This is a genomic window from Streptomyces sp. NPDC002328, assembly GCF_042890065.1.
Classification (GTDB): Bacteria; Actinomycetota; Actinomycetes; order Streptomycetales; family Streptomycetaceae; genus Streptomyces.
The window spans coordinates 135,571-159,674 of the sequence record NZ_JBIARQ010000004.1 but is presented as its reverse complement, the minus strand read 5'-3'; the positions used below and the strand labels follow the sequence as shown (position 1 = coordinate 159,674).

19 protein-coding genes are annotated in these 24,104 nt (G+C 73.6%); 5 read left to right on the top strand and 14 right to left on the bottom strand.

Annotated features, from left to right (window positions below):
* Positions 1 to 20: 20 nt before the first annotated feature.
* A complete protein-coding gene (locus ACFYX4_RS13190; protein WP_389330675.1) occupies positions 21 to 989 on the bottom strand; it encodes a hypothetical protein in 969 nt (322 codons plus the stop codon).
* On the bottom strand, positions 986 to 1,837 hold the full coding sequence (locus ACFYX4_RS13185) for a phosphatase PAP2 family protein (RefSeq protein WP_389330671.1): 852 nt from the start codon (positions 1,835 to 1,837) through the stop codon (positions 986 to 988). Before ACFYX4_RS13185 ends, ACFYX4_RS13190 begins: the two co-directional genes overlap by 4 nt.
* Before the next feature lie 214 nt (positions 1,838 to 2,051).
* Here ACFYX4_RS13185 and ACFYX4_RS13180 point away from each other — a divergent pair, with 214 nt between their 5' ends.
* The gene (locus ACFYX4_RS13180) at positions 2,052 to 2,666 is read left to right on the top strand and encodes a TetR/AcrR family transcriptional regulator C-terminal ligand-binding domain-containing protein (RefSeq protein ID WP_389330668.1); all 615 of its coding nucleotides are present in this window, start codon (positions 2,052 to 2,054) and stop codon (positions 2,664 to 2,666) included.
* 160 nt (positions 2,667 to 2,826) lie between these two features.
* Here the strand turns inward: ACFYX4_RS13180 and ACFYX4_RS13175 are convergent, their stop codons facing one another.
* Positions 2,827 to 3,894, bottom strand: coding sequence for a DUF2510 domain-containing protein (locus ACFYX4_RS13175; RefSeq protein ID WP_389330665.1), 1,068 nt, complete (start codon positions 3,892 to 3,894; stop codon positions 2,827 to 2,829).
* Between the two features lie 330 nt (positions 3,895 to 4,224).
* On the opposite strand from ACFYX4_RS13175, the gene ACFYX4_RS13170 reads away from it, so the two are divergent.
* Positions 4,225 to 6,942 carry an ATP-binding protein gene (locus ACFYX4_RS13170; protein WP_389330662.1) on the top strand — a complete coding sequence of 906 codons (2,718 nt, stop codon included), beginning with the start codon at positions 4,225 to 4,227 and terminating at the stop codon, positions 6,940 to 6,942.
* A 268-nt stretch (positions 6,943 to 7,210) separates the two neighbouring features.
* On the opposite strand, the gene pcaD is transcribed toward ACFYX4_RS13170, so the two are convergent.
* From pcaD to ACFYX4_RS13135, 7 genes are all read right to left on the bottom strand, one after another.
* Entirely contained in the window at positions 7,211 to 8,347 is a 1,137-nt protein-coding gene (gene pcaD / locus ACFYX4_RS13165; protein WP_389330659.1) for a 3-oxoadipate enol-lactonase, read from the bottom strand.
* Complete coding sequence (gene pcaB / locus ACFYX4_RS13160; protein ID WP_389330656.1) at positions 8,344 to 9,678, bottom strand: 3-carboxy-cis,cis-muconate cycloisomerase; 1,335 nt, start codon at positions 9,676 to 9,678, stop codon at positions 8,344 to 8,346. The genes pcaD and pcaB overlap by 4 nt, the downstream gene beginning before the upstream one ends.
* Complete coding sequence (gene pcaG / locus ACFYX4_RS13155) at positions 9,675 to 10,280, bottom strand: protocatechuate 3,4-dioxygenase subunit alpha (RefSeq protein ID WP_389330653.1); 606 nt, start codon at positions 10,278 to 10,280, stop codon at positions 9,675 to 9,677. The genes pcaB and pcaG overlap by 4 nt, the downstream gene beginning before the upstream one ends.
* 6 nt (positions 10,281 to 10,286) lie before the next feature.
* Positions 10,287 to 11,060: a protocatechuate 3,4-dioxygenase subunit beta gene (gene pcaH / locus ACFYX4_RS13150; protein WP_389330650.1), complete on the bottom strand. Its 774-nt coding sequence runs from the start codon at positions 11,058 to 11,060 to the stop codon at positions 10,287 to 10,289.
* Positions 11,061 to 11,178: 118 nt separating this feature from the next.
* Positions 11,179 to 12,381, bottom strand: coding sequence for a thiolase family protein (locus ACFYX4_RS13145; RefSeq protein WP_389330647.1), 1,203 nt, complete (start codon positions 12,379 to 12,381; stop codon positions 11,179 to 11,181).
* The gene (locus ACFYX4_RS13140) at positions 12,378 to 13,022 is read right to left on the bottom strand and encodes a CoA transferase subunit B (protein WP_389330644.1); all 645 of its coding nucleotides are present in this window, start codon (positions 13,020 to 13,022) and stop codon (positions 12,378 to 12,380) included. The genes ACFYX4_RS13145 and ACFYX4_RS13140 overlap by 4 nt, the downstream gene beginning before the upstream one ends.
* Positions 13,022 to 13,807 (bottom strand): CoA transferase subunit A, encoded by a 786-nt coding sequence (locus ACFYX4_RS13135; protein ID WP_389330641.1) that lies wholly within the window; start codon positions 13,805 to 13,807, stop codon positions 13,022 to 13,024. Before ACFYX4_RS13135 ends, ACFYX4_RS13140 begins: the two co-directional genes overlap by 1 nt.
* Positions 13,808 to 14,060: 253 nt before the next feature.
* On the opposite strand from ACFYX4_RS13135, the gene ACFYX4_RS13130 reads away from it, so the two are divergent.
* On the top strand, positions 14,061 to 14,525 hold the full coding sequence (locus ACFYX4_RS13130; RefSeq protein WP_389330638.1) for a MarR family winged helix-turn-helix transcriptional regulator: 465 nt from the start codon (positions 14,061 to 14,063) through the stop codon (positions 14,523 to 14,525).
* Positions 14,526 to 14,580: 55 nt separating this feature from the next.
* On the opposite strand, the gene ACFYX4_RS13125 is transcribed toward ACFYX4_RS13130, so the two are convergent.
* Positions 14,581 to 15,618 (bottom strand): DUF3048 domain-containing protein, encoded by a 1,038-nt coding sequence (locus ACFYX4_RS13125; protein WP_389330635.1) that lies wholly within the window; start codon positions 15,616 to 15,618, stop codon positions 14,581 to 14,583.
* Between the two features lie 316 nt (positions 15,619 to 15,934).
* Between ACFYX4_RS13125 and ACFYX4_RS13120 the strand changes: the two genes are divergently transcribed.
* Positions 15,935 to 17,125 (top strand): zinc-dependent alcohol dehydrogenase, encoded by a 1,191-nt coding sequence (locus ACFYX4_RS13120; protein ID WP_389330632.1) that lies wholly within the window; start codon positions 15,935 to 15,937, stop codon positions 17,123 to 17,125.
* Between the two features lie 21 nt (positions 17,126 to 17,146).
* On the opposite strand, the gene ACFYX4_RS13115 is transcribed toward ACFYX4_RS13120, so the two are convergent.
* Entirely contained in the window at positions 17,147 to 18,211 is a 1,065-nt protein-coding gene (locus ACFYX4_RS13115; RefSeq protein ID WP_389330629.1) for an ATP-dependent DNA ligase, read from the bottom strand.
* 74 nt (positions 18,212 to 18,285) lie between these two features.
* Between ACFYX4_RS13115 and ligD the strand changes: the two genes are divergently transcribed.
* Positions 18,286 to 19,302 carry a non-homologous end-joining DNA ligase gene (gene ligD, locus ACFYX4_RS13110; protein WP_389330626.1) on the top strand — a complete coding sequence of 339 codons (1,017 nt, stop codon included), beginning with the start codon at positions 18,286 to 18,288 and terminating at the stop codon, positions 19,300 to 19,302.
* A gap of 20 nt (positions 19,303 to 19,322) precedes the next feature.
* On the opposite strand, the gene ACFYX4_RS13105 is transcribed toward ligD, so the two are convergent.
* Together ACFYX4_RS13105 and ACFYX4_RS13100 are read right to left on the bottom strand one after the other, a co-directional pair.
* The gene (locus tag ACFYX4_RS13105; RefSeq protein WP_389331704.1) at positions 19,323 to 21,530 is read right to left on the bottom strand and encodes an OmpL47-type beta-barrel domain-containing protein; all 2,208 of its coding nucleotides are present in this window, start codon (positions 21,528 to 21,530) and stop codon (positions 19,323 to 19,325) included.
* Between the two features lie 14 nt (positions 21,531 to 21,544).
* Complete coding sequence (locus ACFYX4_RS13100; RefSeq protein WP_389330623.1) at positions 21,545 to 24,040, bottom strand: ThuA domain-containing protein; 2,496 nt, start codon at positions 24,038 to 24,040, stop codon at positions 21,545 to 21,547.
* Positions 24,041 to 24,104 lie beyond the last annotated feature (64 nt).

Sequence of the window (24,104 nt, the reverse complement as noted above, 5' to 3'; positions counted from 1 at the left end):
CGGACCGACGCCGGCCCCGGTCACAGTCGGGTCAGGTGTTCCCGGGCCGGCCTCGGGTGGCGGCGGCGGGGGAGCCTCGGCGCGCGGGGGAGCAGGGCGGGTTCCGGGGAGGCCGTGGCTGGTTCCAGGGCCAGGACCGCCGCCACCGGGTGCTCCTCCTCGGGCGTGGGCTCCGGGGTCGCCCGGGACAGCAGGATCACGCCCCAGCCGGCGACCGCCGCGCCCGCCAGTGCCGACAGCGCGCCCGTCGGGCCGCCCTGGAGGCGTTCGCCCAGCAGGGAGAGGCCGATGATCGCGGCGGCCATCGGGTTGGCCAGCGTCACCACCGCCAGCGGAGCGCCGAGGCCGCCGCGGTAGGCGGTCTGTGACAGCAGCAGGCCGGCCGTCGCGAACGCGGCCACCAGCAGCGCCACCCCGACCACCTGCACGCTCAGCAGCGGGCCCGACCGGTCCGTCGCGGCCACCGTCACCGTCTGGGTGAGGGCGGACGCGACGCCCGACGCGAACCCGGACGCGGTCGCGTGCCGCAGGCCGGGCCGCGCGCCGGGCCGGGCCAGCAGCCCGATCACCGCCGCCGTCGCCCCCGCCACCGCGAGCGCCTCGGGCGCGCTCAGCACGTCCTCCGGGGCCGCCCCCGACGCGGTGACCAGGATCGCGGCCAGCCCGGCCAGCGTGTAGGCGGTGCCCCGCCACTCGGCCGCGCTCACCCGCCGTCCCGCGACCCGCGCGCCCATCGGCACCGCGGCGACCAGGGTGAGCGCGCCGAGCGGCTGCACCACGGTCAGCGGACCGTACTTGAGGGCCACGACATGCAGCAGCGCCGCGCCGGCGTTCAGCCCCACCGACGCCCACCACGCGCCGCGGCGCAGCAGCCGTACCACCCCCGTGCCCGGTGAGCGGGAGGCCAGCCGCTCCTGGGCGACGGCCGCGGCCGCGTAGGCGACGGCCGACAGCAGGGACAGGGCGACGGCGACGAGGGTGGCGCTCATCGTCCCGCCCCCAGCAGCGCCGGGCGTTCCTCGGCGTCGGCCGGCGCGAGCTTCGGCGCGCCTCCGCGGCGACCGGTGGCGGAGGCGGCACCAGTTGCCGTGGCGGCCGGCACGGCCGTGTGGCGCGGCGCGTGGATCACCGCGAGCGCGACGCCCAGCAGCGCCGCCGCGACGAGCGCGTCCAGCCAGTAGTGGTTCGCCGTCCCGACGATCACCAGCAGCGTCAGCAGGGGATGCAGCAGCCACAGCCAACGCCACCGCGACCGGGTCGCCACGACGAGGCCGACGGCGACCATCAGCGCCCAGCCGAAGTGCAGCGAGGGCATCGCCGCGAACTGGTTCGACAGGTGGTCGGTCTGCGGCGGCCCGTACACCGACGGCCCGTACACGCGCGCGGTGTCGACGAGCCCCGTCGCGGCGAGCATGCGGGGCGGGGCGAGCGGAAACGCGAGGTGCAGCACCAGGGCGGCGGCCGTCACGGCGGCCAGCACCCGGCGGGCCCACACGTAGTGCGCCGGACGTCGCAGATAGAGCCAGATCAGAAAGGCGGCGGTGGCCGGGAAGTGGACGGTCGCGTAGTAGACGTTCGCGACCCGGACCAGGGTGTCGCCGTGGACGCCGTGCAGCAGCAGGGACTGCACCGCGCCCTCGCCGGGCAGTCGGAGCCACCGTTCGAGGTCCCACACGCGGTGCGCGTCGCGGAAGGCCTCGCCGGTGTGACCGGAGGCCAGTTGCCGGCCGAGCTTGTAGACGAGGAAGAGCCCTGCGACGAGCAGGAGCTCACGGACTATCGGCGGCCGGGCCGGCGTGGCCGGCTCCGCTTCTTCAGGCTCGGTGCGGGCATTCATCCCCCGGCCCCTTCACTGACGGTGGTGCGTGCGGTGGTGCGTGGTGGGCGTCGTCATCGATACGGTGACGTACCGATACGGCAGTGTACCGATACGCTGCCGTACCGGTACACTGCCGTATCGATTGACGTACGCCACACTGGAACCAGGTCCGCAGCGGGCCGCCCGACGGCAACGCGGGCCCAGGGGCACACAGGAGCGAGGAGAAGAGCCGATGACGTCGCAGGCCGCGGACGGACCGGAGTCGGTCACCGCCTCGCGCCGCTCCAAGCTCACGCCCGAGCGTGAGCAGGAGTTCTTCGACGCCGTCCTCGAACAGATCCGCGAGTGCGGGTATGAGGCCGTCACCATGGAGGGGGTCGCCGCGAGCACGCGGTGCAGCAAGTCCACGCTGTACCGGCAGTGGCGGACCAAGCCCCAGTTCGTCGTGGCAGCCCTGCGCTCCCGCCGCCGCTCACGCCTGGACGGCATCGACACCGGGACGCTCGCCGGCGACCTGCGCGAGGCCGCGCGCGCGGCGGCGCGGTGGTCCACGACGGACACCAAGCTGCTCCAGGCCCTCGGCCACGCCGTCACCCAGGACCAGGAACTCGCCTGCGCGTTGCGCGAGGCGCTCGTCGACCCGGAGATCGCCGCCCTGCGGGAGATCCTCCGGCGCGGCGTCGACCGCGGCGAGATCCCGGCCGGCCACCCGGCGCTGGAGTACATCCCGGCCCAGATGTTCGGCGTCGTCCGCGCCCGCCCCGTGGTGGACGGGACGTACGCCGACGAGGACTACCTGCTCCGCTTCGTGGAGGCCGCCGTGCTGCCGGCGCTGGGCCTCACCTAGACCAGGCCGCCGTCCCCGGGATGACCGGACGGCGACCTGCTCGCGCCGCACCGTGGGGACGGGGGCGGCGCGCACCCCCCGGCCGGGTGGGCCGCCCCCATGAGCGGCGGGGCGACCCACCCGGCCGACCGGCGCACCGCGGCGGACCCGCGCCCGCCGCTCACACGTCCTGCCCGCTCCCCCCGCCCTTCGCCACCTTGATGCCCTTGGTGATCGTGTCGAGGATCGTCGCGCTCTGGTCGGCGTCCAGGCCGAAGCGGAGGACCACCAGTCGCTTGGAGTCGGCCGGCGCCGGGAAGGCCAGGGACTGGACGAAGCCGTCCGCGCCCTTGCTGGTGACCGCCTTCCAGCGGACCAGGTAGCCCTTCTGCCCGGCCACGGTCACCGCCTGGGAGGCGAGCACCTGGTGCGAGGTGATCGCGCCGTAGGTGGTGCCGCCGTAGGACTCCTCGGCGTTGGCCGCGATGTCCGCCTTGGCGACCGCCTCGGCCGTGGTCCCCTTGGTCTCCAGCACCTCCGCGGGCGCCGAGTACACGCCGCCCTTGGTGCACGACTTCGAGGTGTCGCCGGGGCACGGATAGGTGGAGTCGGAGGTCACCTGCGCGCCGATGTTCGACTGCTGCCCGGTCCAGCCGTCCGGTATGGGGATGCTGAACCCGTTGAGCGCGTCCGTCACCGAACCGCTCTTGATCTCCGGGGCCTCGGACTCGCCGGGCGACGGCGGGGAGCCGTCCGAACCTCCCGAGCCGCCCGAACCGCCGGATCCGCCCGAGTCACCGAAGGGCCCGTCCTGCCCGCCGGAGCCGCCCGGACCGCCCTGGCCGCCCGACCCCTGCGCCGTGCCGGCATCACCGGAGCCGCCGTCGTCCCTGGTCAGCGCGTACACGCCGACCCCGATGCTGGTCAGCACCGCCACGGCCGCCGCGACGGCTATCCCCGTGCGCAGCCCGCGCCGCCCGCCCCGGCTCGCCGGCGGCACGGGATACGCCGGGTACGCCGCGTGCGCCCCGTAAGCCGGGTAGGGCCCCGCGGCCGGTCCCGGCGCCGGCACCTGCGCCGTCGCCCCGTGCGCCGTCGCCCCCTGCGTCGGCGGCCCCCATGCGGCGGCCGAGCCCGCGGGGCGGGTCTGGTCCGTCCACGCCCCGCCGTCCCACCAGCGCTCGGTGGCGGGACCGTCACTTGTCTGCCCGGGGTCGGGGTACCACCCGGGGGGAGTCACCTGCGTCATGCCCCCACCGTATGAGGCGTCGGTGAAAGTCGGATGAGAGGGATGGCATCTCGTACCCCTCCGTGGTGACTCCATGGTGACCGCCGACGGCCCCGCGCGCGAGCCCCGTGACGGCACCGCGTGCCCCTCTGGCCGGAATCCGCCGTCAATTCGCCGTGCGTCGACCGCCGTTGACGCACCGAGGCCTCCTCCGCAGGCCCGTCGGGGCGCGCCGGACCGCTCCCCGTCACCCGTCGAGGCAACAGCTGACCCGACCGCCCTCCGTTCCGGCCGCCGGAGGGCTACGCTCAAGGTCTGTACGTCGTTCGGGCGACTTGGGGAGGTAGCGGGATGACGGAGGTACGGCCGGCGGCGGCCGCCTCGGCTTCCCTGTGGGAGCGCGACGCGGAAGTCGCCGCGATCGAGCGGGCGGTGGAGGCACTCTGCGCCGACCGCTCCTCCTCGGGCCATGTGCACGTGCTGCGGGGCGAGGCGGGCCTCGGCAAGACCACGCTGCTGGCCGAGACCCGCCGTATCGCGGAGTCCCGGGGCTGCACGGTGTGGTCGGCCCGCGGCGGCGAGACCTTGAAGTCCGTTCCGTTCAACGTGGTGCGCCAACTGCTCCAGCCCGCGCTGCTGTCGCTGCTGCCGGAGGAGGCCCGCGAGTACCTCGGCGACTGGTACGACATCGCCGGCCCCGCCCTCGGCATCGCCGAACCCGGCGCGGGCCACGCCGATCCGCAGGGCGTGTGCGACGGCCTGGTCGCCGCCGTCAGCCGGCTCGCCACCCGCTACTACCCGCTGGTGCTGCTCGTCGACGACGCGCACTCGGCCGACCAGGAGACCCTGCGCTGGCTCGACGCCTTCGTCGAGCGCCTCGACCACCTGTCCGTCCTGCTCGTCGTCGCCCGCAGGACCGGTGACGTCAAGGGCGACGGCGCCCGCCACCTCGACGCGATCGCCGGCGTCGCCGAGCACTCCGTGACGAGCCTCAGCGCCCTCACCCCGGACGCCGTCGCCGGTCTCACCCGTGCCACCCTCGGCGCGCACGCCGACGACGCGTTCTGCCGCGAGGTCTGGGCCGTCACCGGCGGCAACCCCTACGAGACCGTCGAACTCCTCGCCAAGGTCCAGGACAGCGCCATCGACCCGAGCGAGTCCTCCGCCACCGAACTGCGCCCCCTCAACCGCTCGGCCCGCGGCGGCGGACTCGTCGCCCGCCTGGAGGAACTCGGCGTCGACGCCACCCGGTTCGCCATGGCCGCGGCGATCCTCGGCACCGACATCTCGATCGACGAGGCGGCCCGGCTCGCCGTCATGGGCCGCGACGACGCGGTGCGCTGCGCCGAACTGCTGCGCACCGCCCGCATCCTGACCGAGCCCGACCCGGCGGCCGCGCCCGCCGCCGACGGCGACCTGGAGTTCGTCCACCCGCTGATCGCCTCGGCCGTCTACGACTCCATCCCGCCGAGCCTGCGCACCGCGATGCACGGCATCGCCGCCGAGGTCGTCACCGACGCGGGCAAGGGTCTCGCCGCCGCCTCCCGGCACCTGATCCAGGTCCACTCGGAGGGTGACGAGGAACTCGTCGAGCAACTGCGGGGCGCTGCCCGCGAACACCTCGCCGTCGGCGCACCCGACGCGGCCCGCCGCTGCCTGGAGCGGGCGCTGCGGGAGCCGCCCTCGGCCGACGTCCACGCGCGCGTGCTGCACGAGTTGGGCAGCGCCACCCATCTCACCGCGCCCGCGAAGACCATCGAGCACCTGCGCGCGGCGCTCGCCATGCAGGGCCTCGACGGCTCGGAGCGCGTCGACGCCATCTTCCGCCTCTCCCAGGCACTGTTGCACAACGACCAGATGGAGGAGGCCCTGCGCACGGTCGAGGCGGAGGCCGCCCGGCAGCCGCCGGGACCGGCCAGGATGCGGCTCCAGGCCGTGCAGTTCATGTGGGAGGGCGTCCACGCCGGCGACCCCACCACCTCACCGGGCCGCTCACGCAAACTCGCCTCGCTCGCCGCGACCTGCGCCGGCCGCGACAACGCCGAGCGCGCGCTGCTCATCCTGCGCGGCTTCGACGCCATGACGCACGGCGAGAACGCCGAGGAGGTCGTGGAGTTCTGCGACCGCGCCCTCGTCAACGGCCGCCTCGCGCCCGGCCTCGGCTGGACCGACCCCGAGTGGGGCCTCGAACTGCTGATGATGCTGGCCAGTTCGTACGTGTACACCGACCGGCTCGACCGCGCCGAGGCCCTCTTCAACGAGGCCCTGCGCGCCTACGAGACGGCCGGCTGGAGCGGCGGACACCTCGCCCTCGCGCACGCCTACGTCGGCCTCGGCCACCGTCGGCGCGGGCGGCTGAAGGACGCGGAGAAGTCCCTGCGGGAGTCGCTGCGCCTCGCCGAACGCGTCGGCCGCGGGCTGCCGTTGTACTGGTCGGCGACGTGCAACCTCGTCGACACGCTCCTCGCGCGCGGCCATGTCGACGAGGCGTGGGGGATCGCCGAGCAGTACGGCTTCGCCCCGCCCTACCCGTCCACGATCGTGCTGCCCGACCCGCGCTCCGTGCGGGGCCGGCTGCTGCTCGCCGTCGGCCGCACCAAGGACGGCATCAACGAACTGGAGGAGGCCGAGAAGGCGGCGGCCGTCCGCGGCCACCTCAACCCCGTCATGGTCCCCTGGGCGGTCGACCTCGCCCGTGCCCTCGCCACCGAGGACCCGGCCCGTGCGGCCCGGCTCGCCTCCGACGCCCGCCGCCAGGCCGAGCGCTTCGGCACCGACACGGCGATCGGCGAGGCCCTGCGCTGCGCCGCGGCCCTGGAGACCGGCCAGCGCGCGGTCCGGCTGACCGCCCAGGCGGTCGCCTACCTGGAGGCCTCGCCCTGCCAGTACGAGCACGCGGCCGCCCGCGTGGAACACGGCATCGCGTCCCGCTCGGCCTCCGAACTCCACCGGGGCCTCACCCTGGCCCGCTCCTGCGGCGCGGACGGCCTGGCCACCAAGGCCCAACGCGCCCTGGACCACCTGGGCGCACCCCAGGTGGGCCTGGTCCCGGGCCAGACACGGAGATAGCGCCCGAGCCCCGAGCGGTGGGCCGGGCGGTGAGCGGCGCACTCCGCCCCGCGGCGATCGCCGCCTGGCCCGACGCGTGCCGCCTGGCCCGACGCGTGCCGCCGGCAGCCGTGCCGCTAGGACCCCTGCCGCCGGCAGCCCTGCCGCCAGCAGCTGAGCCGCTGGCAGCAGCGCCGCCAGGAGCGGGGCTGTGGACAGCCGGGCCGCAGGGAACGACGCCGCCCTCGCGGGCCATCGGGTGAGCCTCGCCCATAGGCAGACGGCGGCGTCAGGCGCGACCGCCGTCGCCGTTCTCCTCCTCGGACAGCACCCGCTGGGCTGTCGCGAAGGCCGAGTTCGCCGCCGGGACACCGCAGTAGACGGCCGTCTGGAGGAGGACCGCGCCGATCTCCTCCGGGGTGAGCCCGTTGCGGCGGGCCGCCCGTACGTGCATGGCCAGCTCGTCGTAGTGGCCGTGGGCGACCAGCGCGGTCAGTGTGATCATGCTGCGCTCGCGGCGGCTCAGCGTCGGGTCCGTCCAGATCTCGCCCCAGGCGTAGCGTGAGATGAAGTCCTGGAAACGGGCCGTGAACGGGGTCTGCCGGCTCTGCGCCCGGTCCACGTGCGTGTCGCCCAGCACCTGCCGGCGGACCTCCATGCCGCGCCGGGCGTCCCCGCCGAAGTGCGCGCGCAGCGCCGTCAGCACGGCCTCCGGCCGCTGCGCCGGCGCCAGGTGCGAGGCCCCCGGGATCTCGACGAGCGCCGCGCCCGGCACCGCGTCCGCGATCTCCCGCAGATGCGCGGGCGGCGTCGCGGGGTCTTCCCGCCCGGCGACGAGCAGCGTGGGCGTCGAGATCTCCGGCAGCCGGTCGCGCAGGTCGTACGCGGCCAGCGCGTCGCAGCAGGCGGCGTACGCCCCGGGATCGGCGTCCCGGTGGTCGGCGACCAGCTTCGGCACGGTGAACCCGGGCGTGAACCAGCGGGCGTCCGCCGACCCGGCCAGCTCCGCCAGCCCCTCGCGCCGCACGAGCGCGGCCCGCTCCTCCCACGGCTTCGCCCCGTTGAAGTGGGCGGAGGAGCAGATCACCGCCAGCGAGGACACCCGCTCGGGGTGGTGCACCGCGAGGTGCAGCCCGACGGCGCCGCCCAAAGACACCCCGGCGTACGCGAACCGCTCCACGCCGAGCGCGTCGGCGAGCGCGAGCACCAGACCGGCGAGGTCGGCGACGGTCGCGCCGGGCCCGATCAGCTCGGCGGCGGACCCGCCGTGCCCCGGCAGGTCCCAGAGGATCACCAGGTGGGCGGCGGACAGTTCGGGCGCGACCTCGTCCCACAGGGCGTACGAGGTTCCCAGCGAGGGCCCGAGCAGCAGCGGGGGCGCGGAAACGGGCCCCTCGGCGCGGTGGTTGAGCAGTTTCTCGGTCAACGTCGCTCCAGCGCACGGTCGGTGAGGGCTCCGGCGGAGCCGGTGTAGCGGGCGGGGTCGGTGAGCTCGCCGAGGTCGATATCCTGCAAGTCGGGCTGCTCGGCGAGCAGTTCCGCCAGCGAGCGGCCCTCGGCGTAGGTGCGCGGGGCGAGTTCGGTGAGCAGCTCCTTCGCGCGGGCCCGGCCCAGCACCTGGGACAGCTCGGCGGACAGCCGCTCGGAGACGATCAGCCCATGGGTGAGAGCGAGGTTGGCGCGCATCGCGTCGGGGTGCACCCGCAGCCCCTCCGCCAGCTCGGCCGCGTCCCGGGCGGCCCCGCCGGCCAGCCGCAGCAGATCCCTGAGCGGTTCCCACTCGGCGTGCCAGGCCCCGGCCGGCCGCTCGTCCTCCGCGACCAGCGACCCGTACAGCACGGCCGCGAGCTGCGGCGCACGCCGGGCGGCGGCCGCGATCAGCGTGGCGCGCACGGGGTTCGCCTTGTGCGGCATGGCCGAGGAGCCGCCTCCGCCGCCCTCCGCCACCTCGGCGATCTCGGTGCGGGCGAGGGTGAGGACGTCGACCGCGACCTTCCCCAGCGCCCCGGCCGTGAAGGCGAGGCAGCCGGCGAGATCGGCGATCGGCGTCCGCAGCGTGTGCCACGGCAACAGCGGTGCCGCGAGGCCGAGTTCACGCGCGTACGCGGCGGGCAGCGCGGTCGCGTCCTCGGCGCCGTACGCCGTGAACGCCGCCAACGTCCCCGCCGCGCCCCCGAGTTGCGCGGGCAGCGCGTCCCGCACGGCCGTCGCCCGGTCCCGGGCGTCCAGCACCAGCGACCGCCACCCCGCCGCCTTCAGTCCGAAGGTCGTCGGTACGGCGTGCTGGGTGAGCGTGCGCCCCGGCATCGGCGTGTCCCGGTGCTCGGCCGCGAGCCGGGCCAGCGCCCGCTGCGCCCGGTCCAGGTCGGGCAGGAGCAGGTCCAGGGTGCGCCGGGCGACCAGCATCGCCGCCGTGTCCATGATGTCCTGGCTGGTGGCGCCCCGGTGGACGTACGGCCCGTGCTGCGCGCCGACCGCCTCGGTGAGGTCCCCGACCAGCGGGATCACCGGGTTGCCGCCGCCGCGGGCGCGCTCCGCGAGGGACCGCACGTCGAAGCCACTGGACCCGGCCGCCTCGGTCACCGCGCGCGCGGCCTCCTCGGGGGCCAGTCCCAGCGAGGCCTGCGCGCGGGTCAGCGCGGCCTCCGCGTCGAGCAGCGCCCGCAGGAAGGCCGTGTCGCCGGTAGCGGCGGCGGCGGGGGAGCCGGCCCGCCCGGGGGCGAGCAGACCGGCGTCGTCGGGTCCGCCCGAGGTCACCGGAACTCCAGGAAGACCGTCTCGCCCGCGCCCTGGAGGCGGATGTCGAAACGGTAGGCGCCCGTGCCGTCGCCCCCGGCGATCAGCGTCCCCCGGCGGGCCTCGTCGAGCCCGGACAGCAGCGGGTCGACGGCGTGCGCGGCGGTGTCCTCCGGGAAGTAGATCCGGGTGAACAGATGGACCAGCAGCCCGCGCGCGAACACGCAGACGCTCAGACAGGGAGCGCTGCGCCCGCGCGCTCCGGGCCGCAGCGTACGGGCCGACCAGTGGCCGTTGGCGTCGGTCTGGATCCGCCCCCAGCCGGTGAACTCCACGCCGTTGCGGCCGAGGAAACCGCCGCTCGCCGGGTCGCGCCGCATCGAGCCGTCGGTCACGGGCACGCGGCCCTCGGGGTCGGCGCCCCACAGCTCCACGAACGCGTCCGGCAGCGGTTGACCGGCCCCGTCGTACACGTACCCCTGGACGGTGACGGTGTCCGGGTGGCCGAGGGGGGCGATGTCACCGCCGCCGGGGAACGGCAGGGCGTGGCCGTAGAAGGGGCCCACCGTGTGCGACGGGGTGGGCAGGACCGTCTCCGGGCGACCGGTGTCGATCTTCGTCATGGCAGGTCAGCGTCCCTCTTCGATCCAGGTGGCGTGCGGTCCGTCGAGCACGATGTCCCAGTGGTAGCCCATCGAGAACTCCGGCACCGACAGGGCGTGGTCGTAGGTGGCGACCAGCCGCTGCCGGGCCGCGTCGTCCGTCACCGACTGGATGATCGGGTCGTACGGGAACAGCGGGTCGCTCGGGAAGTACATCTGCGTCACCAGTCGCTGGGTGAACGCCGTGCCGAAGAGCGAGAAGTGGATGTGCGCCGGCCGCCAGGCGTTGACGTGCTGGCGCCACGGGTAGGGGCCCGGCTGGATCGTCGTGAACCGGTAGAAGCCGTCGTCGTCGCTCAGCGTCCGGCCGACGCCGGTGAAGTTCGGGTCCAGCGGGGCGTCGTGCTGCTCGCGCTGATGGGCGTAGCGCCCTGCCGAGTTGGCCTGCCAGATCTCGATCAGCTGGCCGCGGACCGGGCGGCCGTCGCGGTCGAGGAGCCGGCCGGAGACGGTGATCCGCTCACCGATCGGCTCGCCGGTGTGCTGCCGGGTGAGGTCGTTGTCGATCTCGGTGATGTCGCGCTCGCCGAAGGCGGGGGAGGCCAGCTCCACCAGCTCCGGGTCCTTGCTGACGTCGATGGTGACCGGCGGCTGCTTCGGATGGCGCAGCACGGAGGAGCGGTAGGGGGCGTAGTCACGGCGCGGCTGGTGCTCGACGGGCGCTCCGTCGGCGATCCGCTTCTCGTACGCGGCGCGTTCGGCCGCGATCTCCAGATCGATGTCGTGCTGGGTGAGAGTCATGGGGTTTCCCGAGGTTGCTGACGGTCACGTCGAAGAAGGGGTGAACGGCCTTTCCGGCGGTGCTTGGCGTGGCCTTCCCGGCGGTGCTCGGCGCGGCCTCCGCGGCGGCGTCCCGCGGCTACCGTTCGAGGACGAGCGCGAGGCCCTGCCCCACCCCGATGCACAGGGTGGCCACCCCCACGCCCCCGCCCCGGCGGGCGAGTTGGTGGGCGACCGTGCCGGCGAGCCGGGCGCCGGAGGCCCCGAGCGGATGGCCGAGGGCGATCGCCCCGCCCTGGGGGTTGAGGACCGCCGGGTCGAACTCCGGCCACTCGGCGACGCAGCCCAGCACCTGGGCGGCGAACGCCTCGTTCAGTTCGAGCACTGACAGATCGTCAAAACTCTTGCCCGCCTTGGCGAGTGCGCGTCCGACCGCCTCGACCGGGGCGAGGCCGAAGTAGTGCGGGTCGATCGCGGAGACCCCGGTGGCGGACACCCGGGCCAGGGGTTCGCGGCCGGTGGCCCGCAGCCCCTCCTCGTCGACCAGCAGCAGCGCCGCCGCGCCGTCGTTCAGCGGCGAGGCGTTGCCGGCGGTCACCGTGCCGCCCTCCGCGCGGAAGGACGGCTTGAGCCGGGCCATCGCCGCCAGTGAGGCGTCGGCGCGCACACACTCGTCGGCAGCGACGACCACCGGCTCGCCCTTGCGCTGCGGGACCGGCACGGGCGCGATCTCGGCGTCGAACAGGCCCGCGGCCTGCGCCTCGGCCGCCTTCTGATGGCTGCGCAGGGCGAACTCGTCCTGCCGCTCCCGCGTGATCTCGTGCTTGTCGGCGATCAGTTCGGCAGACTCGCCCAGCGGGACGGTCCACTGCGGGTCCATCCTCGGATTGACCATCCGCCAGCCCAGCGTGGTCGAGTACAGCTCGGTGTGGGCGGCCGGGAACGGCTTGTCGTTCTTCGGCAGCACGTACGGCGCCCGGGTCATCGACTCCACCCCGCCCGCCACGACGACGGAGGCGTCGCCGACGGCGATCGCGCGGGCCGCCTGGACGACGGCCTCCAGTCCCGAGGCGCAGAGCCGGTTCACGGTGACGCCGGGAACCGAGGTCGGCAGACCGGCGAGCAGCGCGGCCATCCGGCCGACGTTGCGGTTCTCCTCGCCGGCGCCGTTGGCGTTGCCGAAGTAGACGTCCTCGATCCGCGCCGGGTCCAACGCGGGTGTGCGGGCGAGGAGTTCGCGCAGGGCGTGGGCGGCCAGGTCGTCCGGGCGGACGGCGGCGAACGCCCCGTTGTAGCGGCCGACGGGGGTGCGGACCGCGTCGACGATGTAGACGTCCTTCATCGCAGGGCCTCCGTGACGGTCAGCTCGGCGTCGGTCTTGCCGGCGATCTCCTCGACGCCGACACCGGGCGCGGTCTCGACGAGGACGAGGCGGTCGTCGGTGACGTCCAGGACGCCGAGGTCGGTGATGATCCGGTTCACGCACCCCTTGCCGGTGAGCGGCAGCGCGCACTCGGCGAGGATCTTGGGGCTGCCGTCCTTGGCGGTGTGCGTCATGACGACGATGACCGTGCGCGCGCCGTGGACGAGGTCCATCGCGCCGCCGATGCCGGTGATCATCTTGCCCGGGATCGCCCAGTTGGCGAGGTCGCCCCGCTCGGACACCTGCATCGCGCCCAGCACGGCGACGTCGATGTGCCCGCCGCGGATCATGCCGAAGGACAGCGCGGAGTCGAAGAAGGACGCGCCCGGCAGGACGGTGACCGTCTCCTTGCCGGCGTTGATCAGATCCGGGTCGACCTGGTCCTCGGTGGGGTAGGGGCCGGTGCCGAGGATGCCGTTCTCCGACTCCAGGATCACCTCGACGCCCGGGGGCAGGTAGTTGGGGATCAGGGTCGGCAGTCCGATGCCGAGGTTGACGTACTGGCCGTCCCGGAGCTCGCGCGCGGCGCGGGCGGCCATCTCCTGCCGTGTCCAGGCCATCAGCTGCTCACCGTTCCGTCCGCCGCGCGGGACGGCGAGACCGTCCGCTGCTCGATCTTCTTGTCGGCCGCCTGCTCCGGGGTCAGCGCGATCACCCGCTGCACGAAGACGCCCGGCAGGTGCACCGCGTCCGGGTCGATCTCGCCCGGCTCGACCAGCTCCTCGACCTCGGCGACGGTCACCCGGCCCGCCATCGCCGCGAGCGGGTTGAAGTTGCGCGCGGACCGGTTGAAGACGAGGTTGCCGTGCCGGTCCCCCTTGGCCGCCCTGACCAGCGCGAAGTCGGTGCGGATGCCGTGCTCCAGCACGTATTGCGTGCCGTCGAACTCGCGGACCTCCTTCGGCGGCGAGGCCAGCGCGACGCCGCCCTCGCCGTCGTAGCGCCAGGGCAGTCCGCCCTCGGCGACCTGCGTGCCGACCCCGGCCGGCGTGTAGAAGGCGGGGATGCCGGCGCCGCCGGCCCGTAGCCGCTCCGCGAGCGTGCCCTGCGGGATCAGCTCGACCTCCAGCTCACCGGCCAGGTACTGACGGGCGAACTCCTTGTTGGCGCCTATGTAGGAGCCGGTCACCCGGCCGATCCGCCCGGCGGCGAGGAGGACCGCGAGGCCCGACTCCATCGCCCCGCAGTTGTTGGAGACGACCGACAGGCCGGTGACGCCCCGCTCGTACAGGGCCTGGATGAGGACGTTGGGCACGCCGCTCAGTCCGAAACCGCCCACTGCCAGCGACGCGCCGTCCGGCACGTCGGCCACCGCCTCCAGGGCCGTGGCGACCACCTTGTCCATCCGTCAAGCCCCATCTCTTCCGGGCGCCCCGACGCGCCGCAGGCCTTCGAGCCCTCGATCCGTCCGACCCCTGATCGCTTCGATTAATCAGGGCACTGACTATTTCGACGAGGTGTCCTTCACGCTGCCATCGCCGGACCGGGCCGTCAAGGGTCCGGAGAAAGGTGAGGTCAGTCGGCTGCCAGGGGTGGAGACAGTCGAGCCGACCCCGAGTATCGTTCAGTGCACGTACGATCAGACTTCGGGAGCGCGCATGGCGGCGGTGGACCTCAACACCCATCCCGGGCACCTGGCCCGGCGGCTTCAGCAGGGGCACTACCTGCTGTGGAACGCGATGGTGTCCGAGGAGATCACCTCACCGCAGTTCGCCGTCCTCAACGCCCTCGTCGCCGAGCCCGGCCTCGACCAGCGCACGGCGGGGGAGCGGGTGAACCTGGACCGCTCCACCGTCGCCGAGGTGGTCAGCCGGCTGTCCCGGCGCGGGCTGCTGGACAAGGTCCGAGACCCGCAGGACGGCCGCCGCTTCGTGCTGCGCCCCACGGACGAGGGCGTGCGCACGCACCGCAGGCTCGCGGTGCGCGCCGCCCGGATGAGCCAGGTCTTCCTCGCGCCGCTGTCCGCCGAGGAGCAGACGGTGTTCTTCGACCTGATCCGCAGGGTCGCCGACGCGGCGGAGGGACTGCGCAACCCGGCGGAGCCGCTGCTCGCCCAGGGGTGACCCCCGTCCGCGGGGGTGCTCATGGGCCGCGGGGTGACCACGGGCCGCGGTGTGCCTACGGGGCTTTGGCGAACACCACCCACACCTGGCCCTGGGCGAAGGCGACCGGCCTGCCGTCGTTCGTCGTGAACCGCGTGCCCTCCGCGGCCGTCGGCCGCTTCCAGCGCACGGCGTAGGAGCGCCCGTCGCGCAGCACCTCGGCCTTCCCCGCGCCCACCGTCTCCGGGTACGGCGTGTGGTTGCCGAGCGAGTCGTGGTAGGCGGACCTGCGCACCTTCACGTACTGCACGACGACCGTCGCCGGAGTCACCCGCCGCCCGTCGGCCGTCGTGGTCGCGCGGCCGTCCGTCGAGACCAGCCAGCGCCGCTCGCTCCGCGACCACTCGAACGTGAACCGGGCCGCCGGGTACCGCACCGTGCGCGAGGCCTTCGGCGCGCCGCCGGAAGGGGCGGGGCCGAAGCGGAAGCCGGTCGTCAGCGCGCTCGGTCCAGGGGCCGTGGGCAGCAGACGTCCGGGCCGCAGATAGAGGTTGTGGGGCGCCCGCCCGCCGCCGCGGTAGTAGGCGTTCTCGGCCTCGCCGGGGGTGACGGCCTTCAGCGGGGCCCCGTCGATCAGCGGCAGCAGCTTGCGCTGCGCCCCGGAGAAGGCCAGCACCGGCCGCTCGAACTGGCGCAGCAGCTCCAGGTCGGACTCGCGGGCGCTGCGCACCGGCCCGACGGCCTTCGGCAGCTTCGTCGCGTACACCGCCATCAGCCGGCTGAGGCCGCCCTCGACCGGCTCGACGTACACGATGTCCGCGGCGTCCAGGCCGGTCTGCGGGCGGGCCGCCCGGACGTTGTCGATCTTCACGGCGAGCAGCGGGCCGGCGGGGGCCGCCGTGCTCGCGCGGCCGTCGCCGGGTGAGCGCTCCGCGCCGTCGGGCCCGCGGTCCGCGCCCGTGCCGCCGCCGGGAGTGCGCTCCGTGCCCAGGCCCGCGCCGGGAGTGCGGTCCGCGCCGCGGCCGTCGTCGGCCGGACCGCTCGGCGTCGTGCAGCCCGCCGCCAGGGCGACCGCGATCGCCGTGGCCAGCGCGGCCACCGTCCTCGCGGCCACCGTCCTCCCTGGCACCGCCTTCGCTGCCACCGCCCTCGCGGCGGCCCCAGGCCGGGCCCCGCGTCCGGCGCCCGTCTCCCCGTCCACCGTTGTCACGCCCACCGCCGCACCCCGTTCTATGACTTGATTGTGCGCTTATCGGGTCATCGGTGGCCCTACCCGATCGAGCCCGATTCTTCGCGCCGAATGGGCCGATCGGCCCATGGGGTGCGCCCGGATCACGGTTCGCGACGGGGCCCCCGGGTACCCGGGGCGCACCCAGGGCCCGGCCCTCGACGGGGCGGGACCCCCGAAGACGGTGGAGGGAGCGCGGACGATGAAGGCAGTGACGTGGCAGGGGAAGCGGGACGTGCGGGTGGAGACCGTGCCCGACCCGACGATCCAGGAACCGACCGACGCCGTCATCCGCATCACGTCCACCGGACTGTGCGGATCCGACCTGCACCTGTACGAGGTGCTCACGCCCTTCATGACCCCCGGCGACATCCTCGGCCACGAACCCATGGGCATCGTCGAGGAGGTCGGCGCCGGCGTGCCCGACCTCAAGGCCGGCGACCGGGTCGTCGTGCCCTTCCAGATCGCCTGCGGCGACTGCTGGATGTGCCTGAACTCCCTGCCCACCCAGTGCGAGACCACCCAGGTCACCGGCGAGGGCATGGGCGCCGCCCTGTTCGGCTACACCCGCCTGTACGGCGCCGTGCCCGGCGGTCAGGCCGAGTACCTGCGCGTCCCGCAGGCCCAGTACGGCCCCATCAAGGTCCCCGAGGGCCCGCCCGACGACCGGTTCGTCTACCTCTCCGACGTGCTGCCCACCGCCTGGCAGGCGGTCGCCTACGCCGACATCCCGGAGGGAGGCAGCGTCGCCGTGCTCGGCCTCGGCCCCATCGGCGACATGGCCTGCCGCGTCGCCCAGGTACGCGGCGCCGGACGCGTGTTCGGCGTGGACCTGGTCGGCGACCGGCTGCGCCGCGCCCGCGCGCGGGGCGTCGAGACGTACGACCTGCGCAGCTTCGACAGCGAGAAGGAACTGGTCGCCGCGATCCGGGACCGGACCGACGGCCGCGGACCCGACGCGGTGATCGACGCCGTCGGCACCGAGGCCCACGGCAGCGCCGCCGCGCGCCTGATCCAGAACGCCTCCGCGCTGCTGCCGCGCAAGCTCAGCGGCCCCCTCGCCGAACGCTTCAGCGTCGACCGGCTCGCCGCCCTGCACACCGCCATCGAACTGGTGCGCCGCGGCGGCACGCTCTCCCTGATCGGCGTCTACGGCGGCATGGCCGACCCGCTGCCCATGCTCACGATGTTCGACAAGCAGATCCAGATCCGCATGGGCCAGGCCAACGTGCGCCGCTGGAGCGACGAGATCATCCCCTACCTCCGCGACGAGGACCCGCTCGGCGTCGACGACTTCGCCACCCACCGCGTGCCGCTGGCGGAGGCCCCCGACGCCTACGAGATGTTCCAGCAGAAGCGGGACGGCGCGGTGAAGATCCTGATGACGCCGTAGCGCTCACGACGACCGACGACATCACGCGCCCAGGATCTCCGCGAGGTCGTAGCGCACCGGCTCCTCCAGCTGCGCGTACGTGCAGCTCTCCGGGGCGCGGTCCGGACGCCAGCGGCGGAAGCGGGCCGTGTGGCGGAAGCGGGCGCCGTTCTCCATGTGGTCGTACGCCACCTCCACCACCCGCTCCGGGCGCAGCGGAACCCACGACAGGTCCTTCTTGCCCGACCAGCGGCTCGGCGCGCCCGGCAGCCGGGCGCTCTCGTGGGCGGCCTCGTCGGACCAGGCGGCCCAGGGATGACCCGCCGCGTCCTCCAGGCGCAGCGGCTCCAGCTCCTCGACCAGCTCGGCCCGCCGCTTCATCGAGAAGGCGGCGGACACGCCGACGTGCTGGAGGACGCCCCGGTCGTCGTACAGGCCCAGCAGCAGCGAGCCCACCACCGGCCCGCTCTTGTGCAGGCGGTAGCCGGCCACCACCACGTCCGCGGTGCGCTCGTGCTTGACCTTGAACATGGCCCGCTCGTCCTGGAGATAGGGCAACGTCAGCGGTTTGGCGATCACCCCGTCGAGCCCCGCGCCCTCGTACTCCTCGAACCACTGCCGCGCCACCTCGACGTCGGTCGTCGCCGGCGCGAGGTGCACGGGCGGCGTCACCCCGGCCAGCACCCGGTCGAGCAGCGCCCGCCGGTCGGTCAGCCCCACACCGAGCAGCGACTCGTCGGCCAGCGCCAGCAGGTCGAACGCGACGAACGAGGCCGGCGTCCGCTCGGCCAGCGTGCGCACCCGGGAGTCCGCCGGGTGGATGCGCTCGGTCAGCGCGTCGAAGTCGAGCCGCCCCTCCCGGGCGATCACGATCTCCCCGTCCAGCACGCACCGCTCCGGGACCCGCTCCCGCAGTGCCTCCACCAGTTCGGGGAAATACCTGGTCAGCGGCTTGCCCGTCCGGCTGCCCAGCTCGACGTCGGGCCCGTCGCGGAACACGATCGCCCGGAACCCGTCCCACTTCGCCTCGTACTGCATGCCCGGCGGGATCACCGCCACCGACTTGGCGAGCATCGGCTTCACGGGCGGCATGACCGGCAGATCCATGGTCCGATTCTGCTCCCGCACCGGATGAATCGCCCGGTGTGCGAGGCATGAGCGGTACGCCTACCGTGGCTCGCATGGGCGATGCGGTGGAACTCCAGGCGGGCGGCCGGACCGTGCGGCTGTCCAGCCCGGACAAGGTCTTCTTCCCGGAGCGCGGCTTCACCAAGCTGGACCTCGCCCGCTACTACCAGGCGGTCGCCCCCGGCATCCTGCGCGCCCTGCGCGACCGGCCCACCACCCTGGAGCGCTACCCGGACGGCGTCACCGGCGAGTCCTTCTTCCAGAAGCGGGCCCCGAAGAACATGCCCGACTGGATCCCGACCGCCCACATCACCTTCCCCAGCGGACGCTCCGCCGACGAGATGTGCCCCTCCGAGGAGGCCGCCGTCCTGTGGGCCGCCCAGTACGGCACGCTCACCTTCCACCCCTGGCCGGTCCGCCGCGCCGATGTCGACCGCCCCGACGAACTCCGCATCGACCTCGACCCGCAGCCCGGCACCGACTACGACGACGCCGTGCACGCCGCTCACGAACTGCGCGCCGTCCTCGACGAGTTCGGCGGACTGCGCGGCTGGCCCAAGACCTCCGGCGGACGCGGCCTGCATGTGTTCGTCCCGATCGAGCCGCGCTGGACCTTCACCCAGGTCCGGCGCGCCGCCATCGCCGTCGGGCGGGAGCTGGAACGCCGGATGCCGCAGCGGGTGACCATCAAATGGTGGAAGGAGGAACGCGGCGAACGCATCTTCGTCGACTACAACCAGACCGCCCGCGACCGCACCATCGCCTCCGCCTACTCCGTACGGCCCCGCCCGCACGCCCCCGTGTCGGCGCCCCTGCGCTGGGAGGAGGTGGGCGTGGCCCGTCCGCGCGACTTCGACATCGCGACGATGCCGGCCCGCTTCGCCGAACTCGGCGACGTGCACGCCGACATGGACGACCACGCCTTCTCCCTCGAAGCCCTGCTGGACCTCGCCCGGCGCGACGAGCACGACCACGGTCTGGGCGACCTGCCGTACCCGCCGGAGTACCCGAAGATGCCGGGGGAGCCCAAGCGGGTCCAGCCGAGCCGGGCCCGCGAGAACCCCTCGTAGGACTACGGCTCCTTCATCGACTACAACTCCTTGATCCGGATGTCCCGGTACGACACCACGTCCGTCGTGCCGTGCACCTGGAGCCCGATGTAGCCGGAGGCGAACCGGCGTCCGTCGGTGCCCGGGTCGTCCGCGCGGGGCGGGGAGAACGCCAGGCCGCCGATGTTGTCGAACTCGTTGATCAGCACGCCGTTGCGGTACACCGAGTAGCGCTGGTCGACGACGCGGATCTCGTAGTCGTTCCAGGTCCCCTTCTGGGTGACGCCCGCGCCGGCGAGTCCCACCCGGTCGAAGCCGTACACCGAACCGGTCTTGTACAGGTCGCCGTCAGGCCGGTCCAGCACCTGCACCTCGTGCCCGTACTTGATGGCGACCCACTCGGGGCGCGGTTCCTCGGGGTGCCCGTCGATCCACGGGAAGCGCACGAACACACCGGAGTTGGCGTTGCCCGTGCCCGGGGCGTCGTCGCGCCACTGGAGCCGCAGCGAGAAGTCGCCGTACTTGCGCTGCGGGAACCACAGCATGCCGAGGCCCGGCCGGGTCGTGCCCGAGGTGATCGAGCCGTCGGCGTTGCGGGCGAAGGAGCCGCCGCCGGCCTGCTGCCACCGCGCGAACGACTCGGGGCTGCCGTCGAGGATCGTGCGGTAGCCCTCTGTCTGGCCCGGCTTGCCGACCCCCGAGGCGCGGGCCGCCGCCAGGACGACGTCGTACTCCCGCTCGTCGACGACTCCTTCCCTGAACAGCCGGTCCAGGACGGACTTCGCGTGCTTGACGAACAGGGCGTGCGACGTCCACTCCTTCTCGTCCTCGATCAACTCGTTGATCCGGCACCGGTTGTTCGTCACCCGGTTCGGCACGCCGGTGTCGACCGTGCCGACGATCACCGTCAACCGCTCGTCCCACTCGGGGCAGTTGGGCGCGGGCACGCCGCCGCCGGCGGCCACCGTGAAGCTCACGGTGCGGGCCGCCGAGGTGTTGCCCGCCTTGTCGCTCGCCCGGTAGGCCACGGTGTGCGTCCCGACGCGGTCGACGATCACGGGGGCGGTGTAGGCGAGGTACGGTCCGCCGTCGAGCGAGTACTCGACGCCCGCCACCCCGGAGCCGCCGTGCTCGTCCGTCGCGCCGACGGTCACCCTGGCGTTCCCGACGTACGCCCCGGCGGAGTTGCGCGTGCCGTCGACGGTCACGCCGGTCACCGGGGGAGTGGTGTCCCGCGGGGGCGCGGCGACCACCGTGAACGCGACGCTCTTCTCGGCGGACACGTTGCCCGCCTTGTCGGAGGCGCGGTAGCGCACGGTGTGGGAGCCCGGCTGATGCACCATCACAGGTGCTGTGTAGGGCTGCCATTGCCCCGTCGCGCCGATCGCGTACTGCACGGCGTCGACGCCGGAGCCCACGTCCGACGCCGTCACCGTGACCGTGGCCATGTCGATGTACGCGCCGTCGGTGTTCCGCTCACCGCTCACGGTCGCCGAGGTCTCCGGCGCGGCCGTGTCGTCCGACGGCGGCGCGACCACGGTGAACTCGGCGCTCTTCTCCGCCGAGACGTTCCCGGCCTTGTCGAAGGCGCGGTGCCGGATCTTGTGCCGGCCGAGCCGGTCCACCACGACGGGCGTGGTGTACGGCAGCCAGTCGCCCGTGTCACCGACCGCGTACTGGATCCGGTCCACGCCCGAGCCGCCGTCGTCCGTCGCGCCGATCGCGACGGTCGCCGAACCGACGTACTCGCCCTGGGCGTTCTGCGTCCCGGTCACGCTCGCCGAGGTCTGCGGGGCAGTCGTGTCCTCGCCGCCGCCCTCCGTCACGACCAGGATGCCCTGCATCTGTCCGTGCCCGGGGATCGTGCAGTGGTAGAAGTACCGGCCGGGCGTGAGCGTGACCTCGGCGGTGTGACGGCCGCCCCGGTCGTCGGCGGGGTTGGCGAGGATGTTGAGCGTGACATCGCCGTTGAACTCGGGATCGGACGTCACGAAGGTCAACGTGTGCGGCATCCCCATGGTGTTGCCGGTCGCCGCGCTGTTCTCGAAGACGATCGTCGCCGCGCCCGCCACCGCCGTCGCCGGCGCGGAGTTGTACTTCGTGATGTCGTCGCCGGCCGTCCAGGTGAGGACCTGGGCGGCGGACCGCGCGGGCGACTCGGCCCGCGCGAGTCCCTCGGTCCGTCCGGCGGCCGGAGCCGGCTGGAGGCCGAGCGTCACCAGCAGGACGGCCAACAGGGCCGTCAGCACTCCGTGTCGGCGTGTCACCGGGCTCCTCCCGCCAGCAGGCCGGCGGCCGGTGTCGGACCGCCGCCCGTGTAAGTGATGCGCCACAGAGCCGACTTGGCGTCGGAGGTGAAGAAGCCGCGCCCGTAGTCGAGCACGTACAGGGCGCCGTCCGGGCCGAACCTCCAGTCCATGAGGTTCTTGATGCCGTCGTTGCCGACCGGCACGATTCTTTTCAGTGACTCCGCGTGGACGGGCAGACCGCCCGCCCCTTGCGTCCTCGGGTCCATGACGACCGCGTGGCGCGGCTGGTCGGCGTCGTAGAAGTCGCCGACGAACCACTTGCCGTCCCAGTACGCGGGCCACTTGGTCGCGCTCGCGCTCGTCGCGTCGTAGCGGTAGACCGGCCCGTTCATCGCGGCCTGTCCGCCGCCCTTCAGCCACGGCAGCCCGTAGACGGCCTCCTCCTTCTTGTACGACGGCACCCCGTTCGCGTCCCTCGGGTAGTCGGGGGCGCCGCCCTGGGGCGCGTACCAGATGTTGTTGCCCGTCACCGGCGGCAGCGCGACCAGACCGTCGTTGTTCGGGGACTCGTTCTTCGGGTGATCGCAGTCGTACCAGCCCAGCGGCTTGGACGGATCCGGCAGACCGCGGTCCCGGTAGGGCTGCTCGTTGCCCATGCAGTACGGCCAACCCCGGTTGCCCGCCTCGGTGATGACGGCGAACGTGTCGTACTTCGCCGGCCCCCAGGTCGGCGACGGCTCGCTCGCGTCCGGGCCGACCCAGCCCGCGTACAGGACGTCGGTCGTGCGGTCGACGAAGATCCGGGCCGGGTTGCGCACGCCCATCACATAGATCTCGCCGCGCGTCTTGCCGCCGCCCTCGTCGGTCTCCCGGCCGGTGAAGAGGTTTCCCCGCGGCAGCGTGTACGTGCCGTCCGGCTCCGGATGGATGCGCAGGATCTTGCCGTTGAGGTTGTTGGTGTTGCCGGCGGTGCGGCGGGCGTCGGCGAAGGACACGCCCTTGAAGTTCGGCTGCGGGTTGTTGCCCGAGTAACCGCCGCTGAAGCCACTGGAGTTGGTGTCGCCGGTCGCGATGTACAGGTTGCCCCGGGAGTCCCAGGCCATCCCGCCGCCCGCGTGACAGCAACTGTGCACCTGCACCGGCCACTTGAGCAGCACCTTCTCGCTGCCGAGGTCCAGCCGGTTCGTCGCCTGGTCCAGGGTGAAGCGGGAGACGCGCCGCTCGGCGATCCGCGTCTCACGGTTCAGCTGGGAGTGCGGCGTCCAGTGCAGATAGACCCAGCCGTTCTCCGCGAACCGCGGATCGAGTTCGATGCCGAGGAGGCCTTCCTCGACCTTGACGAGCTCGTCCCCGCCGCCCTTGTTGCCGAACACCGTCAACTCGCCCGCCAGGACTGCCTGCTGTGTCCTCGGGTCGTAGATGTGGATCTGCCCCTTGCCCTTGCCGATGTTCGGGTCGTTCCAGTCGGTCACCACCGGCTGGGAGGAGTCGGCGCCGCCCCGCCCGATGTAGAGGACGCGGCCGTCGGGGGCGGTGACCAGGCCGTGCGGCTCACCGATCTGGTCGTTCTTCCCCGGCTGGTTGGGCCGGGTGAGACGTTCCGCCTTGTAGTTGCCGGTGATGGTCGCCTTGCAGTCGGCGCTCACCAGCCGGGTCGTCCACAGCAGCGCGCCGCGCAGGTGGGAGCGGAAGTCGGTCTCGTCCCAGGCCGCGACCGTCCCGCCCATGCCGGTGTAGAAGGACCGGCCGCCGTCGTAGTCACGGCACCAGCTGATCGGGTGGTCCGCGCCGTTGGCGCCCGTTCCCGGCTGGTACGACGACTCGCGGACCCGGGCCACGGTGTGCACCGAACCGGACGGGTTGCGCACCCAGTTGGGCCACCGGTCGGCACGCTTCCACTCCAGCGGCAGGTCCTTCGTGGCCGGATGCCGGCGGTCGCCGACCTCGACCGTCGCCCGCTGCGCGGACGCCGGACCGGCCGCGGTCGGGCGGGCGCCGATCAGACCGGTGAACCAGTCCGAGTACGGCTCCGCGCGGGCCGCGTCATGGACGCCGAGGAAGCCGCCGCCGGCCTCCATATAGGCCTCCAGTCCCGTCTCCTGCTCCGGATCCAGGACGTCTCCGCCTCCGGTGAGGAACACGACGGCGTTGTAGCGGCCCAGTTCGGCCCCGTCGGTGAAGACCGAGGCGTCGTCCGTGGCCTCCACCGCGAAGCGCTGCTCCGCCGGACCGGACAGCCCGATCCGCTCGATCGCCTCGATCCCGGCGTCGACGACCGGCGACTCCTCCCCGGCCGCCGCCGAGCCGTGGAAGAGCAGCACCCGTACCTCGGCGCTGCCCGGCGGCGACTTGACGGACATCGTTGTCAGGGGTGGCTCCGGGACCGGACGCGCGCTCGCCGCCGGGCCCGACAGCAGTCCGGCGGCGACGGCTGAAGCGGCCACCGAGGCCGCCCAGGCGCGTCTTCTCCTGTTGCTCGTGCCTTGCGTGCTCGACCCTCGTAAGTGCATGGGCGCCTCCTCGGTCACAGCGACAGCGCCAAGGAAGCTAGACCCCTTTGCGCGCCAGGCCAAT